This is a genomic window from Variovorax pasteuri (assembly GCF_051216435.1).
Taxonomy (GTDB): Bacteria; Pseudomonadota; Gammaproteobacteria; order Burkholderiales; family Burkholderiaceae_C; genus Variovorax.
Map to the genome: position 1 here is coordinate 320435 of NZ_JBPJZS010000008.1, position 15610 is coordinate 336044.

Here is a 15610-nt window from a genome sequence, read left to right on the forward strand (position 1 = left end):
TTCTTCTGTGTCAAGAAGGAGCTCCCGACGCCTGGGCCGAAGCCAGGACATGGAACTCCTGAAGCCGGACGCACCGGTCCGGAAAAATGCAAATGGCCCGCTGGCAGGCGTCAACGCCGGCAGCGGAAGGCTTGGGACTTCAGGAGATGCGCGGAGGCGCGCGAGGCTGCGCAGTCGACCACGCGAACACGGCGCGCGGGGCTGCGAGAAAGAGTTCGGGCAGGCCGTAGTGCAAGGTGGGCACGAACAGCACCGGCGAAGTTGCGGGTGGCAGGCCGAGCTGCACCGCATGCGACGAGCAGCAGGGGCAGTGCGCCCGCGCGTGATCGTCTGTCTGCTTGCCCTTCGAAGGCTCGGCCGCAGCGCCATCGACGTGCACCAGTTGCTGGCCCAGGGCCGTGCAAACCTCGACCCAGCCCGCGCCGCCTTGCGACGGCTGGAATGCATGCGACAGCACCGGCGCGACAGAGCCCATCAGGAGCGCCAGGCAGGCGATCCACGAGATGAGTTTTCTGAAGCGTTGGCCGACGCGCATGGCCGAATTCTAGAGGCCGGAATACAACGTTGGTTCACGACAAGGCGCCATCGGCCAGATGCCTCACACATAATCGCCCCCATGCCCGCCCTGCGCCACGCCCGCCATCTCGTCCGCTTCGTGCTGGCGTGGTTCGTGTTGTCGCTGGGGGTGGCAATTGCATCGCCGGTGGTCCAACCGCAGTCGATGCAGCTCGTGTGCTCGGCGGCCGGCGCCATCAAGGTGGTCGTGCAGACCGACGACGGCGCGCGCGAACTCGGCGCCAGTCATCTGGACTGCCCGATGTGCATGCTGACCGGTGCACCGCCGCCGGCGGCGCAACCCGTCGATCTCCCGAACGTCCTGCCGCTCGGCCATGCCGTCCAGCCGATTCCGGCCGCGCGCATCGCTGCGGCCACCGCCGCGCCATTGCCTGCGCGCGGACCTCCCTCGCTCTCCTGACTCGTTTTCGGTTTCGTCGCAGCTGACGTCGCTCATGGCCATGGCCATCCGTCGCACGCTGCCACGCGCTTCCCTGCAATGAGTCGGCGCCCCTGTGGGCGCCGAAGAGAGCTTTCACATGAACAAGACCCTCCTGTCGCTCGCGCTCGGCGCGGCATTCCCCTGGCTGGCCGTGCCCGCCTTCGCGCAGGGCACCGTGCCCGCAGCCAACGCACCTGCCGACGCGGCCTCCAGTGCAACGTCCGAGAGCGCCCCCGAGCGCACCAAGTCGCTCGGCGTGGTCACCGTCACCGGCGGCCAGCCGACTTCTCTGCCCACGCAGATTCCGACCACCATCGAGGGCGTGACGCGCGAGGAAATCGAGACGCGCATCAACGCCACCGACAGCGAGGACGCGCTCAAGTACCTGCCCAGCCTGTTGGTGCGCAAGCGCTACATCGGCGACTACAACCACGCCATCCTGTCCACCCGTGCCTCGGGCACCGGCAACAGCGCGCGCTCGGCGGTGTATGCCGACGGCATCCTGCTGTCGAACTACCTGGGCAACGGCATTGCCAACGGCACCAACTTCGCGCCACGCTGGGGCCTGGTCACGCCCGAGGAAATAGAGCGCGTCGACGTGATGTACGGCCCCTTCTCTGCCGCCTACCCCGGCAACTCCGCCGGTGCGGTGGTCGACTACGTCACGCGCATGCCGACGCAACTGGAGGCGCACGTGAAGGTCGGCTACTCGTCGCAGCCCAACGACCTCTACAGCACCCGCCAGACCTTCAACAGCTGGCAGACCAGCGCATCGCTGGGCAGCAAGAGCGGCGACTGGTCGTGGTGGATCGACATCAACCGCACCGACAGCGAAGGCCAGCCGCTGACCTTCACCACCGCCACCCTGGCCTCGGGCGTGGCCAGCCGCGCGGGCACGCCGGTCTACGGCGCGCTGGGCGGGCTCAACACCACCAACACCCCCTGGTACATCCTGGGCACGGGCACGCAGTACCACACGCTGCAGGACCATGCCAAGCTCAAGCTCGCCTACGACATCTCGCCGACGGTGCGCGCGACCTACACGCTGGGCTGGTGGCAGAACACCTCGAGCGGCCAGTCCGCCAGCTATCTCACCAATGCGCAGGGGCAGCCGGTGTACAGCGGTCTCGTCAACATCGCCGGGCGCAGCTTCAACCTGTCGCCCACCGCCTTCCCGCTCACCGAGGACAGGGCCACGCACTACATGCACGGCCTCTCGGTGAAGAGCAACACACAGGGCGTGTTCGACTGGGAGCTGGCGGCCAGCCTGTACGACTACTCGAAGGACACGCAGCGCGCGCCCACCACCGCGCTGCCGCTGGCGGCCTACGGTGGCGCGGGCACGCTGCAGGACCAGGGCGGCACCGGCTGGAACACGCTCGCGGCCAAGGGCACGTGGCGCCCGCAGGGCCTGGGCGGCGCGCACATCGTCGACTTCGGCGTGGGGCGCGATGCCTACAAGCTCGGCATCGTGAAGACCAATGTGCTGGGCAACTGGCAGGACGGCGCCTCGTTCACGCCGGTGAGCAACGTCGGCGGGCGCACCGAGACCTACAGCGCGTGGGCGCAGGACGCCTGGTCGTTCGCGCCGAAATGGAAGGCCGTGCTCGGGCTTCGCTACGAGCACTGGCAGGCCAACGACGGTTTCACGGCCACGGCTGCCAGCTCGCAGGGGTACGCCTCGCGCAGCGAATCCGACGTGTCGCCCAAGGCCGCGCTGGCCTACCAGCTCACGAGCGACACCGTGCTGAAGGCCTCCGTCGGCCGGGCCGTGCGCTACCCCACGGTCGGCGAGCTGTACGGCGCGACCTCGGGCGGCGCGCTCTCGTTCATCAACGACCCCACGCTGAAGCCCGAGAAGTCGTGGACCGGCGAACTCTCGGCCGAGAAGGACCTGGGCAACGGCCTGCTGCGCGCCACGCTGTTCCACGAGACCACGAAGAACGCGCTGTACAACCAGCTCATTCCCAACGCCACCGTCTCGCGCGTGCAGAACATCGACAAGGTCCGCACCACCGGCCTGGAGGTCGCCTACACCGGGCAGAACGTCTTCATCAAGGGACTCGACCTGGGCGGCAGCCTGACCTATGCCGACTCGAAGACCGTCGCCGACGCCGCCTTCCCGGCCGCCGTGGGCAAGTGGCAGCCGCGCGTGCCGCGTTGGCGTTCGACCGCCTACGCAACGTACAAGCCCGACGCACGCTGGGCCTTCACGGTCGCCGCGCGATACAGCGGCAAGCAGTACTCGAACCTGGACAACAGCGACGTCAACGCTTTCGCCTACTTCGGCGCCAGCAAGTACTTCACGGTCGACTTCCGCGTGCGCTACCAGATCGACAAACAGTGGTCGGCCGCCTTCGGCATCGACAACGCCAACAACTACCAGTACTGGAACTTCCACCCGTACCCGCAGCGCACCTACACGGCCGAGCTGAGATTCGATCTGTGAGGTTCGCCGATGCATGCGAGCCAGCCGAGCCGCTCGGCGTTCGCCAAGGTCCGACGCGCTGCGGTGGATGCACGCGACAGCTGGGGTGCGTGAACTGGGTGGGCAGCGGCATGCGACTAAACCGCCAAAGATACAATCGACCCCGGTTATCGATGTCGCAGCAAAAGCAAAACTTTCCGCTCTTTTCCACACTTTTACGGACAACCCATGAGTTCCATCAACTTTATCGGCGGCGAAAAAGGCGGAGTCGGCAAGTCGGTCACTGCGCGCGTGCTGGCGCAGTACTTCATCGACCACAGCCGGCCGTTCGTGGGCTTCGATACCGACCGCTCGCACAGCTCGTTCACCCGCTTCTACGAAGGCTTCGCCTCCCCCGTGGTGGTCGACAGCTTCGAAGGACTCGACACCGTGGTGAACGGCTTCGAGAGCAATCCGCAGCAGAGCGTGATCGTCGATCTGGCCGCGCAAACGCTGGCGCCGCTGTCGCGCTGGATCAAGGAGTCGGACCTGTTCGACGTGTTCGCCGACATCGGCGTCACGGTCAATTTCTGGCATGTGCTGGACGACGGCAAGGACTCCACCGACCTGCTCGGCTCGCTGATCGACACCTTCGGCAACCGGCCCAACTACATCGTGGTGCAGAACTACGGGCGCGGCAGCGACTTCGGGATGCTGCTGGCGTCGCAATCGCTCTCCAAGGCGACGGCGAACGGCGCGCGGGTGATTGCGCTGCCCCGGCTGCACGACGCGAGCATGCGCAAGATCGATGCGCAGAACACGAGCTTCTGGAAGGCTGTGAACGACCGCGAAGGGGTGCATGCCCTGGGGCTGCTGGAACGTCAGCGCGTGAAGTCGTGGCTGGCGACGGCCTACGCGGCGTTCGATACCTTGCCGCTGTAGGTTCTCGAGGCCGACGCATCGCCGTCGGCCCTCAGCCCCACCCTCTCCCCAAGGGGAGAGGGGGCAAGTCAGATCATTCCGCCGTTGATGGAAATGACCTGCCCCGTGATGTAGGCCGCCTCGTCACTGGCCAGGAAAGCAGCCAGCGCCGCCACCTCCTGCGGCGTCCCTGCCCGCTTCACCGGCACCATCTGGTTGATGACCGCCGGATCGAACACGGCATCGGCCATCGGCGACGCGATGATCCCCGGCGCAATCGCATTCACCGTCACACCGCGGGAGGCCACTTCGAGCGACAGCGCCTTGGTTGCGCTGTTCAACGCCCCCTTGGCGGCCGCATAGTTCACCTGCCCCCGGTTGCCGGCAATCGCGGCCACCGAAGAAATGTTCAAAATGCGCCCCCACCGCGTGCGCATCATCGGCAGCAGCAAGGGTTGCGTGACGCGGAAGAAGCCGTTGAGCGACACGTCGATCACCTTGTGCCATTGCTCGGCGCGCATGCCCGGCAGCACCGCGTCGTCGTGCACGCCCGCGTTGTTCACGAGCACCTGCACCGGCCCGCCTTCGAGGATGCGTGCGCACGCGGCCGCGCAGGCCTCGTCGCTGCGCAGGTCGAACACATGGCATTCCGCCTTGCCGCCCGCCGCAATGATCGACGCGGCGAGTTGCTCGACCGACTCCGGCCGCGAATTGGCGTGCAGCAGCACCGTGGCGCCGTCGCGCGCCAGGCGTTCGGCCATGGCGGCACCGAGCGCACCGCTCGCGCCGGTGATCAGTGCGCGTTTTCCTTCGAGACTCATGGCGTGGGGGTGCTTTCTGTGGCCAGCGGCGTGTTGAGAACGACCACGGTGCGGCCTTCGGCCAGCATGCGGCCGTCGTCAGCCGTCACCGTGAACGCATAAAGAATCTGGCGGTCGTCGCCCGACAGGCGCTGCGCGCGCACCTGCATCGCCCCAGGCACATCGTCGAGCCGCGCCACCGCGAGCCTGACGTTGCGCGCGCTCGCCAGGAAGCCGGCCGACGGCGCACTGCCCTCGGCAGCCAGCAGCCCGCCGTGCAGCGCCATGGCTTGCGCCGCGTACTCGATGGCGTTGGGCGCGAGCAAGCCGCTCTCGGTGCGCAACGGGTTGCCGGCCTGCGCATGCGTCGTGGTGCTGCAGTGGATCGCCTCGGCGTCCCAGCTTTCGAGCCGCTCCAGCAGGCACATGCTGCCGCTGTGCGGAATGCGCTGCGCGATGCCCGCGCGGTCAAGCGTCTGCGGTGCGGTCATGCCGCGGGCGCCAGGTCGGCCACCAGCAGAACATTGGCAAACGGCGTGCCTGCGCTCATCGGAATGCTCTGCACATGAAAGCCCAGGCGCTGCAGCAGCGCCGTCCATTCGGCCAGCGGACGGCCCCAGGTCGGCGAGACCTTGTGCCCGCGGACGCGCGTGACCGTGCGGTCGACCCACTGGCTGACGGTGAAGCCACGGCGGCTCGACGCATCGCCCACGCGCAGCAGCAAGCGAGCCTGCGCGTTGCCGCCGCGCTGCAGCGCATCGCGCACGCGCAGAAGCACGCCTTCCTGAGCCTCGAGGTCGACGTAGTGCAGCACATCGAGAATGACGACCAGGTCGCACGCCGGCAACGCGGCGGAGCACATGTCGGCACAGAGCAGCTGCGGCGGAGGCTGCAGATGGCCGATGGACGCTTCGGCGCGCGCCACGTCCTTGGGCATCAGCTCGATGCCCGTGTAGTCGGCGGCAGCGGGTGTCCTGGGCCAGGACGACGGCCAGCGGCCCTGCTTCTGCATCGCGCTCATCGAGGCCAGCAGGCTGGCGAACAGGCCTTGGCCGCAGCCGATGTCGACCACACGCCGGTGCTGCGCACCGATCAGGCCGCGTTCGAGCAGGCCGCGAAACACCGGGTCACGCCCCAGCTTGCCGCGCGCGAAGTGCCAGGCGAAGCTGCCGCCCTTCTTGTAGGGGACGGTTGCGGCTTCATGCAGCTCACGCCAGGCGCTGTCGGTGGACGACGGCATCACGGCACTCATGGCTTCATTCCCTCTGTCAGGGTCACGGCGCGCAGTCCATCGGCGCGCAGGCGTTCGAGCAACAAGGGCAGTACCTCCAGCAAAACGGGTTGTCCTTCGGCCGTGCGGGCGGCATTGCCGTCGTGCAGCAACAGGATGTCGCGGGCCTGCAGATTGCGGGCGAGGCGCGCCATCACCTTGTCGGCGTCGCCTTCGCGCGTGTCGAAACCACGGCGCGTCCAGCTCACGAGCGACAGGCCCAGGCGGTGCAGCACCGGCTCGAGAAACGGATTGCGCAGGCCGGCCGGCGCGCGGAAACAGGTCGGGCGCTGGCCGGTGACGTCGCTCAGGATGTCCTGTGCGCGCGCGATCTCGGCGGCGAAACCGCGCGGCCCGAGAAATGAAAAGTTGTGCCGGTGCCGCGCCGTGTGGTTCTGGATGCTGTGGCCGCGCGCCACGATCTCGCGCGCCAGTCCGGGCTGCGCCAGCACGCGCTCGGCAATGCAGAAGAAGGTGGCGCGCTGGCCGTGCGCGTCCAGCAGGTCGAGCACGCGCGGCGTGACCTCGGGCTCCGGGCCATCGTCGATGGTGATCGCCACCTCGCGACGGGCCGCGGCCGCTTCGGGCAACCGCGTGACATTGGGCCCCAGCAGGCTGCTGCGCGGCGTCAGGCCGGCGCCGGTGATCAGCGCATGGTTCAGCACGATGGCGCCGACCGCCCACGGCAACGCGCCCGGCACCAGCACACCCGCACCGATGGCCGCCACGTGCCACGCCGCGCTGGCACGGATGGCGGGCGGCCATGGCCAGGAATCGGTGGTCGGGGCGGAGGCGGGATGCATGGGCACGGATTTTCCCATCAGCCACGCACGTCGGGCGACTTCGCCGACGGCGCGACGCTGCGCGCGAACGCGGCCGACAGCAGCAGCGCCAGCAGCGCCCCCGGCGCCACCACGCGGCCGATGGACGAGAGCGCCGGAATGTCGGAGATGGCGATCAGCCCGAACGACACCACGGTCGTCAGGTTGGCCAGCATCAGCGACGCCAGCGTGTCCTCGTCGGCCCGCCCGGTGGTGCGCAGCTGGTCGAAGAACAGCGCGTAGTTGGAGCCGACCGCCACGATCAGCAGCAGCCCCACCAGGTGCAGGATGCCGAGCGCCGACTGCAGCACGGCCATGCCGCCGAGCACCAGCACCACCGCGAACAGCAGCGGCTGGCACACGGCCAGCAGACGGCGCCACGAACGCAGGTAGATGCCCAGCAGCACCACCACCGCCAGCGCGCCCAGCAGCACTTGCACGAAAGCCTCGTGCAGGTAGCGCTGGTACAGCCCCGCCAGTTCGCGGCCGACGTCGACCACCTGCACCTCGGGCAGCCCGGTCAGCGCGGCCTCGAGCCGGCCCTGGTCGAAGGTCTTGCCGGGGTGCAGCACCACCAGCGTGCCCCAGCCGCCGCCCGGGCGCTCGTACATCAGCGTGTTCACGACCGAAGCCAGCGGCCCGCTGGACAGGTCGGCGCGCTGCACCGGCAGCAGCTTGCGCGCCGCCTCGATGTCGTCCACGAACGGCCCCAGGCGCGATGCCGGCAGCGGCATGCCCTTGGTCGCTTCGGCCAGGTTGGCGCGCAGGATCTCGCTGCTCGGCAGGCTCGCGATGCGCGCCGTTTGTGTTTCCACGCTCGGCAGTACGCGCGTGACGGTTTCGTAGCCGATGAGCTCGCCCTTGTCGACCAGCGCGTCGAGCCGCGCGGCGGCCGCTTCGGTGTGGCGCAGCGCGGACTGCTCGTCGTCGCCGTAGGCCACCACCAGCACGCCGCCGTCGCTCGCGCCGATGTCGTTGCGCAGCGTTTCGTCGAGCTGCTGGGCGGCCTTGGGCACCGGGCTCATGGCGCCCAGGTCGGCGCGCCACAAATGACCGCCCTGCCACAGCACCAGCCCCAGCGCGGCCACGCCCAACGCGGCCAGCGGCCAGCGCAGGCGCGGCAGTCCGCGCACCAGCGCGCCGGCCATCTGCGCCATGTACTTGCGCATGCCCATGCCGGTGGCACCGTCGGGCGCCAGCACCGGCAGCACATAGCGGGTGGCCAGCGCGGCGGACACCAGCCCGGCGATGGAGAACACCCCCAGCTGCGCCAGCCCCGGGAAGCCCGAGAACACCAGCGCCGCGAAGCCGCACACCGAGGTCAGCAGGCCGAGCCGCACGGTCGGCCAGTTCAGGTCGCGCCAGCGCTGCCAGCCGGTGCCGGCCACGGCGCCCGCCCCGACCTGGCGGGCCTGGATGAGGTAGTAGATGGCGTAGTCCACCGTCTCGCCGATCAGCGTGCTGCCGAAGCCCAGCGTGAGCCCGTGCACCGAGCCGAACACCAGGCTCACGCTGGCGGTGCCGATCACCACGCCCGTGGCCACCGGCAGGAAGGCGATGACCAGCGCGCGCGGCGAGGCGAACGCCAGCAGCAGCAGCCCGCCCATCACGATGCCGCCCACCACGGCGAGGTGGATGGCTTCGGTCTTGATCTTGTCGCGGCTCATCACCGAGAACACGGGCGGCCCGCTCAGCAGCAGCTTGGGCGCTGAAGCGCCCATTTCGCGCGTGGCGGCTTGGTACGCCGACTGCACGCGCGCGATGGCCACGGCCTGGGCGTCGAGGTCGCTGCCGGCCGCGCGCGTGGTGGAAATCATGAGCGCGCGGGGCGCGGTGCGCGACATCCACACCCCGTCTTCGCTGCGCGGCGCGCTGGCGGGCACCAGTTCCATGGCAATGCGCTGGGTCTCGCCCGTCGGATCGCGGTCGAGCAAGGGCTTGATCGCGTTGCCGGCCGGCGTTCCGAGCATCGACAGGGTCTCGTTGATCGCGTCGCGCAGCCCTTCGGCGGTGAACTGGCCGGGCGTGACGCCGGGCGACAGCTGGTAGCGGTGCTGCAGGACCCAGGCGCCCGCCTCGCTCCAGTCGCTCACGTCGCCGTTCTGCACCAGGTCGAACAGCTTGCTCTCGCGCATGTCCTTGCCCACCGCGCGCGACACGGCGGCGCGCTGCTCGGCGCTGCCGCCTTCGATGCCCAGCATCAGCGTGCGCGAGGCCACGCCGCTCTGCAGCTGCTCGATGAGCACGCGCTGGCGCACGTCGGGGCTCTTGGGCAGGAAGGCCGACAGGTCGGCACCGATGTGCGTGCGGGCGATGACCATCGCGCCGCACAGCAGCACCAGCAGCCATGCCAGCAGCACGACCGCCCGGCGCGACCAGCTCGGCGGGCCGTCGGTGCGAAGCGGTGTCACGGCGTGGTGCGTCCGGGTGCGCCGGACGGGGCTGCGGCGGCCGGTGCGGCGCCCGGCGTGATGTTCATCGACGAGCGGTCGCCGCCGACGAATTCCATATCCAGCCCGAGCACGTCGCTCGCGCGGCCGCTGATGCGGATGCTGCGCACCTGCGCGGCCAGCCGGCTGTCCATCGGCACGAGGTCGAGCGTCCACTTGGCAGGCGAACCCGTCACCGTGTTCTTGAAGTAGCGCTGCAGCGTGGCGCCGTCACCGGTGAGCGTGCCGCGCATGGCTTCGACCAGGCCGAGCAGCTCGGGCATGCTGTCGAGCGCCAGCGTGCGGTTGCGCCCGCCGCGCGACAGGGTCAGCGTGTTGCCCTCGACCGCCATGGTCTCGATGCGCGGGGACAGCGTGCGGCGCACCAGCTTGTCGGGCGCGTCGAAGCTCAGCGTGCCGCTGGCGTCCAGCGGGCCTTCCAGGCCGTGCACGAAGCGTTGCTCGGTGAAGCGGGCCTCCCCGCTCTTCTGCTTGGCCAGCAGGCCCATCAGTTCGGGCAGGTCGAAGGCCGCCCAGGCCGGCGCGGCGCACAGGACCAAGGCCAGCCCCAGCACGCATGCCTTGCAAAGCCGCTCAAGCCGCATCTTCAAGCCAGAAATCATGAAAGTTGAACCAGTTGTAGGGGTAGGCGCGGCAGATCGCTTCCAGGCGCGCGACATAGGCTTCGACCGCCGAACGGATGCGGCGTTCCCGCTCCGCGGCGTCCGGCACCCGCTCCGTGAAGTCGGCCAGCAGGTCGAACCGAATATCGTAGCGCGCGCCTCCGCGGTAGAGCCCGGCCATGAAGAACACCTTGCGGCGCAGCAGGGCCGCCAGCCGGAACGGCCCGTCGTTGAAGCTGGCGGGCTGCCCGAGGAACGGCAGCACGATGCTGTTGCCGCGCTGCGAGGCGGGCTGGTCTTCGCTGCCCGGCAGCGTGCGGTCGGCCAGCATGCCGCCCAGGCCACCGCCGTCAAGCCAGTCGCGCAGCGCGAGCATCGAGTGCGGCCGGCCCAGCGCGATGACGTGCGGGCGCAGCTCCGGCAGCGCAATCGCGTTGAGGATGGCGGTGATGCGCTGCGCGTTGTCCGGAAACATCAGCATCGCCAGGCGCAGGTGGTGCTGCTGCGTCTGCTGCTTGCACGCCCCCAGCACCTCGAAGCTGCCCACGTGCGCACCGAGCATGAAGGCGCCCCGCCCCGCCACGGCTTCGGCCTCGAGCGGCACGTTGCCTTCGACCGTCAGGTCGAACAGGTCCATGCGTCCGCGCAGGAAGTACACGCGGTCGAGCACGGTCGAGGCGAAGGCGTGAAGCAGGCGAAAACCGTCCGTCCAGCCGGCGTGCGGGCCGATGGCCCGAAACAGATAGCGCTTGATGTGCCGGCGCTGCGTGGGCGCGAACAGCAGGAAATAGAGCGCGATCGGGGGCAGCAGCAGGCGCGTGACGCGGCGCCCGCACACCAGCGCCATGAACACGATGAAGCGCAGCGCGACCATGTTGCTGCGTTCGGGCGCGCGGGCCCAGTCGCCGGTGTCCGGCTTGTCGTTCTTGTGTGCGCCCTGCCCCGTGCGGGCCGCCTCGTTCACGGCGCGCGACTCGACGTCGGTGTGCTTCATCACGCACAGCCTTGCACAGCCGTCCATCGGCCGGTGACAGCCACCACGCCGTCGCAACGCACGTCGAAGCGCACCCCGCGACCGGCGCCGGCTTCCGGATGCAGCTCGATGGAGAGCGTGCTGCCGGGTCGCACCGGCGAAAGGAACTTGGCCGCGGCCAGCGTGGGGTTGACGCCCAGCCGCGCCGTCAGGGCCGGTACGCGCCGCACGGCTTCCATCACCTCGGCCAAGATCAGCGCGCCCGGCAGCAGCGGCTGCCCCGGGAAATGCCCGGCAAAGACGGGGTGGTCGGCCGGCACCGCGAGGGCCATCTGCACGGGCGTGTCGTCTTCTGCGAGCTGGGCCAGCGCGAACTCGCGCAGTGCCCGCACCGTGAGCTTGCCCGTGCCTTCGCGCGGGAACGACTTGACCTGCACCACCCGGCGCGGCACGAACACGGCCTCCAGGCGCTGGCGCAGCGCGGCGATGATTTCACCGGCCGACAGCGTCGGCGCGACCACGAAGGCCACCGGTCGCACCACGCCGTCGGCCACCTCGTCGGGCAGCCAGAAGGCACCGTCGTCCACCCCGGGAATGCTGTTGAGGTGAAAGTTCAGGTGCGCCAGCGAGCTGCGGCGGCCGGCCACATGGATCAGGTCGTTGGCCCGTCCGAAGAGCCGGAAGCGGCGGTCGTCGAGCAGTTCGAGCACGTCCGCAATCGGCGTGGGCTCGGGCATGAAATCGCCGGAGAAGACGAAGCGCTCGGGCCCGCCATCCGCGGAGGGCTCCGCATGCACCTTGATCTCGCCGAAGGTTTCCCAGATTTCGCTGTCGGTCGTGCGACGGGTGGCCACCTGGCCCGACTCGGTGCTGCCGTAGATTTCGAGCAGCACGCCGCCCATGGCCTGCTCGGCCTGCAGCGCGAGCTGCGGCGACAGCGGCGCGGTGGCCGACAGGATCAGGTCGACCGGCGGCAGGTCGATGCCCGACAGCAGCAGCGTCTTCAGGTGGAACGGCGTGGTCACCAGCGCGCGGGGGCGCGGCACCGAAGCCAATGTCTGCGCCACGTCGGCGGGAAAGAACGGCCGGGCGCTTTCGAAGGCGGCGCCGCCGAGCAGGGCCAGCAGCGCGGACGATTCCAGCCCGTAGCTGTGTTGCACCGGCACCGTGGCCACCAGCGTCACGCCTTCCAGCGTGGGCCGCTCGAGCACGCGGCACAGGCGCCGGACGGCCACGGCGACGTCGCCCACCAGCGTGCGCCAGGTCTTGGCATGCGGCTGCGGCACGCCGGTGGAACCGGAGGTGAGCAGGCTGACCGCATGCATCGCGCCGTCGATGGACGGAACCGCATCGCCGGCACCGCCTTCGGGGCTGGAGCGGTCTTCGATCAGCACGCGGTGCATGCCGGGTGTTTGCAGCGTGGGGTCGTCGGCCAGCGCAAAGAGCCGAGGGCCGCCGGATTCGCGCAGCCGCGCGAGCGTGTCGGGCCGTGCGTCGGGCGGCAGAAGGCTGGCATGGCCGCGCACGAGCGCGGCGCACAGGCTCACGGCGAAAGCGTAGCGGTCGCCGCACACATTGACAGCCGGCCCCTCGTCGGGGAGCGTGGGAGCGAAACGGGCCACGTCGGCCAGGAACTGCCGCGCGCTCACGGGCACGCCGGCGCGCCAGGCCAGGGGGGCGTCGAGGTCGCGGGGCGCGAGCAGCGGCAGAAAGCCGGGTTCGGCGGTATCTGGGTTGTCGGGGTTGTCGGTCGTCACGCGGGCCACGCCTGTGTCATTGGCCGCCGGCGCTGGAGTCCACCGACGATCTGCCGTAGAACGCGCGCACGGCATCGACCAGGCGCGTGCGTTCGAATTCGGGATGAAGCCGGTAGCGCACCAGATGCTCGCCCACGAACAGCAGGCCCACCATCAAGGGGCACAACACATTCGAGAACAGCGACCAGTCGGAAAACGGCCGGGTGAGATAAAGCACGACAGACACAGCCACCACCAGCGCGAAGAACGCGGTCCAGATGCGCGTGAGCTGCGTCGTGTAGGCCAGCATGTGCCCCTTGAGCGGGTGCACGCGCTGCGCGAACTGGGTGATCAGGGGCAGGCCCCGGCCACGCAGCGTGGAGCCGAACCAGCCGCACAGCACGCTGTTGATGGCCACGTGCTGCAGCACATACAGGCGGTTGGGGTCACCGGCCTCACCCAGGAAAACGAGTGTGAAGCCGCCCGCGCCCAGCGCGGCCGCGGCGACAAAGCCCCAGCGGCCGAACCAGCTGGCGGCAAACCCCATGGCGGCCAGCCAGAGCGGGCCGAGCAACACCACCACCGCCCACGGTGCCGTGGGGTGGAACAGCGTCATCCAGTGAGAGAGGCCGGCATAAGCCACCCCTGCGACCAGCAGGAGCGCTATTCGCCATCGCGACATGGGGTTCAGGAGGCGACGCGGTGCTCGGCGACGTGGGTCGCGAGCGTGCGCAGCGACTGAAAAATCTGCTGGTTGCGTTCGTCGTCCGAACGCAGCTGGAAGCCGTAGCGGCGCGAGACTTCGAGCGCCACTTCGAGGATGTCGATCGAGTCGAGTCCCAGTCCTTCGCCGTACAGCGGGTCGGTCGGCACGATGGCCTCGGGTGCAACTTCGAGGTTCAGCGCGTTCACGAGCAACACGGCCAGCTCTTTTTCAATGGGCGACTGTTCGGAGGCATCGCCGGTGGCGGGAATGGGGGGCTGTGCAGTCGATGACAAAAAAACCTCCTGAAAACTTTTTCCTGAACTACCGTGCGGCGTGGATTATAGGAGTGCGGCTTGATTAGACTGCCCGTTTCGATACGACCCGGAGCGCCCCATGGCCGACCCTCTTCTGATCGCACGGCACGACAGCATCGAGTGTGCACTTCTTCCCGCGCTGGCCAACCGCCACGGCCTGATCACGGGCGCCACTGGCACGGGCAAGACCGTCACCCTGCAGACCATGGCCGAAAAGCTATCCGGCATCGGCGTTCCGGTGTTCATGGCCGACGTCAAGGGAGACCTCACCGGCATCAGCCAGAAGGGGGCCATCGGCGCCAAGCTGGCCGCCACGCTGAAGGAACGCGGCATCGAACTGCCCGAGCCTTCGGCCTGCCCCGTCACGCTGTGGGACGTGTTCGGCGAGCAGGGCCATCCGGTCCGGGCGACGGTTTCCGACATGGGCCCGCTGCTGCTGGGCCGCATGCTCGACGTGAACGAAACGCAGGCCGGCGTGCTGAACCTGGTGTTCAAGATCGCCGACGACAACGGCCTGCTGCTGCTGGACCTGAAGGACCTGCGCGCCATGCTGCAGTACGTGGGCGAAAACGCGAGCCAGTTCACCACCCAGTACGGCAACATCAGCGCGGCCAGCGTGGGCGCCATCCAGCGCGGCCTGCTGCAGATCGAAACCCAGGGCGGCGACAAGTTCTTCGGCGAGCCGATGCTCAACATCGCCGATTTCATGCAGACCGTGGGCGGCAAGGGGGTCATCAACATCCTCGCGGCCGACAAGCTCATGAACTCGCCGCGCCTGTACGCCACCTTCCTGCTGTGGATGCTGTCGGAGCTGTTCGAGCAGCTGCCTGAAATCGGCGACCCCGAGCAGCCCAAGCTGGCTTTCTTCTTCGACGAGGCCCACCTGCTGTTCAACGAGGCGCCCAAGGCGCTGGTGGAACGCATCGAGCTCGTGGTGCGGCTGGTGCGCTCCAAGGGCGTGGGCGTCTATTTCGTCACGCAGAACCCGCTGGACATTCCCGACTCGGTGCTGGCCCAGCTGGGCAACCGCGTGCAGCACGCGCTGCGCGCCTTCACCCCGCGCGACCAGAAGGCCGTGAAGGCGGCGGCCAGCACCATGCGGCAGAAGCCGGGCCTAGACATCGAGACGGCCATCACTGAACTCGCGGTGGGCGAGGCGCTGGTGAGCTTTTTGGACGACAAGGGCCGCCCGAGCGTGACCGAACGGGTGTTCGTGGTGCCGCCGGCGAGCCAGCTCGGCCCCATCACGCCCGACCAGCGCAAGGCGCTGATCGCCAATTCGCTGGTGGCCGGCGTGTACGAAAAGACGGTCGACCGCGAATCGGCCTACGAAAAGCTCAAGGGCCGCGCCGACAGCGCGCCCGACGCACCGCCAGCCGCCCTCCCCGGCGGCAAGCCCGCAGCGGAATCGTCGGGCTCCGGCATGGGCGGCATGCTCAATGACATGCTGTTCGGCACCACCGGGCCGCGCGGCGCGAAGCACGACGGACTGGTGCAGACCATGGCCAAGTCGGCGGTGCGCACCATGGGCACATCGGTGGGCAAGGAAATCCTGCGCGGCGTGCTGGGCGGGATCTTCGGCAGCAAGAAGCGCTGAAGGAAGAACCGGCGGA

15 protein-coding genes are annotated in these 15610 nt (G+C 69.0%); 4 read left to right on the forward strand and 11 right to left on the reverse strand.

Going from position 1 to position 15610, the window contains the following annotated elements:
* Window positions 1-139: 139 nt before the first annotated feature.
* Window positions 140-535, reverse strand: coding sequence for a DUF2946 domain-containing protein (locus tag ACSFBM_RS26385; protein WP_435487050.1), 396 nt, complete (start codon window positions 533-535; stop codon window positions 140-142).
* Between the two features lie 81 nt (window positions 536-616).
* On the opposite strand from ACSFBM_RS26385, the gene ACSFBM_RS26390 reads away from it, so the two are divergent.
* From ACSFBM_RS26390 to ACSFBM_RS26400, 3 genes are all read left to right on the forward strand, one after another.
* Window positions 617-976 (forward strand): hypothetical protein, encoded by a 360-nt coding sequence (locus tag ACSFBM_RS26390; protein WP_435487051.1) that lies wholly within the window; start codon window positions 617-619, stop codon window positions 974-976.
* Window positions 977-1094: 118 nt separating this feature from the next.
* On the forward strand, window positions 1095-3446 hold the full coding sequence (locus ACSFBM_RS26395) for a TonB-dependent receptor (RefSeq protein WP_435487052.1): 2352 nt from the start codon (window positions 1095-1097) through the stop codon (window positions 3444-3446).
* A gap of 207 nt (window positions 3447-3653) precedes the next feature.
* Complete coding sequence (locus ACSFBM_RS26400) at window positions 3654-4346, forward strand: P-loop NTPase family protein (RefSeq protein ID WP_435440348.1); 693 nt, start codon at window positions 3654-3656, stop codon at window positions 4344-4346.
* A gap of 68 nt (window positions 4347-4414) precedes the next feature.
* Here ACSFBM_RS26400 and fabG read toward each other — a convergent pair whose 3' ends face one another.
* Genes fabG through ACSFBM_RS26450 form a run of 10 tightly spaced genes read right to left on the reverse strand, consistent with a single transcriptional unit; the run spans window position 4415 to window position 13976 of the window.
* Window positions 4415-5146 carry a 3-oxoacyl-ACP reductase FabG gene (gene fabG, locus ACSFBM_RS26405; protein ID WP_435487053.1) on the reverse strand — a complete coding sequence of 244 codons (732 nt, stop codon included), beginning with the start codon at window positions 5144-5146 and terminating at the stop codon, window positions 4415-4417.
* On the reverse strand, window positions 5143-5616 hold the full coding sequence (locus ACSFBM_RS26410; protein ID WP_435487054.1) for an ApeP family dehydratase: 474 nt from the start codon (window positions 5614-5616) through the stop codon (window positions 5143-5145). Before ACSFBM_RS26410 ends, fabG begins: the two co-directional genes overlap by 4 nt.
* A complete protein-coding gene (locus ACSFBM_RS26415) occupies window positions 5613-6377 on the reverse strand; it encodes a class I SAM-dependent methyltransferase (RefSeq protein ID WP_435487055.1) in 765 nt (254 codons plus the stop codon). The genes ACSFBM_RS26410 and ACSFBM_RS26415 overlap by 4 nt, the downstream gene beginning before the upstream one ends.
* A complete protein-coding gene (locus ACSFBM_RS26420; protein ID WP_435487056.1) occupies window positions 6374-7216 on the reverse strand; it encodes a polysaccharide deacetylase family protein in 843 nt (280 codons plus the stop codon). Before ACSFBM_RS26420 ends, ACSFBM_RS26415 begins: the two co-directional genes overlap by 4 nt.
* A complete protein-coding gene (locus ACSFBM_RS26425; protein WP_435487057.1) occupies window positions 7216-9627 on the reverse strand; it encodes an MMPL family transporter in 2412 nt (803 codons plus the stop codon). The genes ACSFBM_RS26420 and ACSFBM_RS26425 overlap by 1 nt, the downstream gene beginning before the upstream one ends.
* Window positions 9624-10250: a LolA-related protein gene (locus ACSFBM_RS26430; RefSeq protein WP_435440386.1), complete on the reverse strand. Its 627-nt coding sequence runs from the start codon at window positions 10248-10250 to the stop codon at window positions 9624-9626. Before ACSFBM_RS26430 ends, ACSFBM_RS26425 begins: the two co-directional genes overlap by 4 nt.
* Window positions 10240-11262 carry an acyl-CoA synthetase gene (locus tag ACSFBM_RS26435; protein ID WP_435487058.1) on the reverse strand — a complete coding sequence of 341 codons (1023 nt, stop codon included), beginning with the start codon at window positions 11260-11262 and terminating at the stop codon, window positions 10240-10242. Before ACSFBM_RS26435 ends, ACSFBM_RS26430 begins: the two co-directional genes overlap by 11 nt.
* Window positions 11262-12998, reverse strand: coding sequence for an ApeI family dehydratase (locus ACSFBM_RS26440; protein WP_435487059.1), 1737 nt, complete (start codon window positions 12996-12998; stop codon window positions 11262-11264). The genes ACSFBM_RS26435 and ACSFBM_RS26440 overlap by 1 nt, the downstream gene beginning before the upstream one ends.
* A 16-nt stretch (window positions 12999-13014) precedes the next feature.
* Entirely contained in the window at window positions 13015-13659 is a 645-nt protein-coding gene (locus ACSFBM_RS26445) for a COG4648 family protein (protein ID WP_435440356.1), read from the reverse strand.
* 5 nt (window positions 13660-13664) lie between these two features.
* Window positions 13665-13976 (reverse strand): phosphopantetheine-binding protein, encoded by a 312-nt coding sequence (locus ACSFBM_RS26450; RefSeq protein WP_435440357.1) that lies wholly within the window; start codon window positions 13974-13976, stop codon window positions 13665-13667.
* A gap of 100 nt (window positions 13977-14076) precedes the next feature.
* Between ACSFBM_RS26450 and ACSFBM_RS26455 the strand changes: the two genes are divergently transcribed.
* On the forward strand, window positions 14077-15594 hold the full coding sequence (locus ACSFBM_RS26455; RefSeq protein ID WP_435487060.1) for a helicase HerA-like domain-containing protein: 1518 nt from the start codon (window positions 14077-14079) through the stop codon (window positions 15592-15594).
* The last annotated feature ends 16 nt before the right edge of the window (window positions 15595-15610 follow it).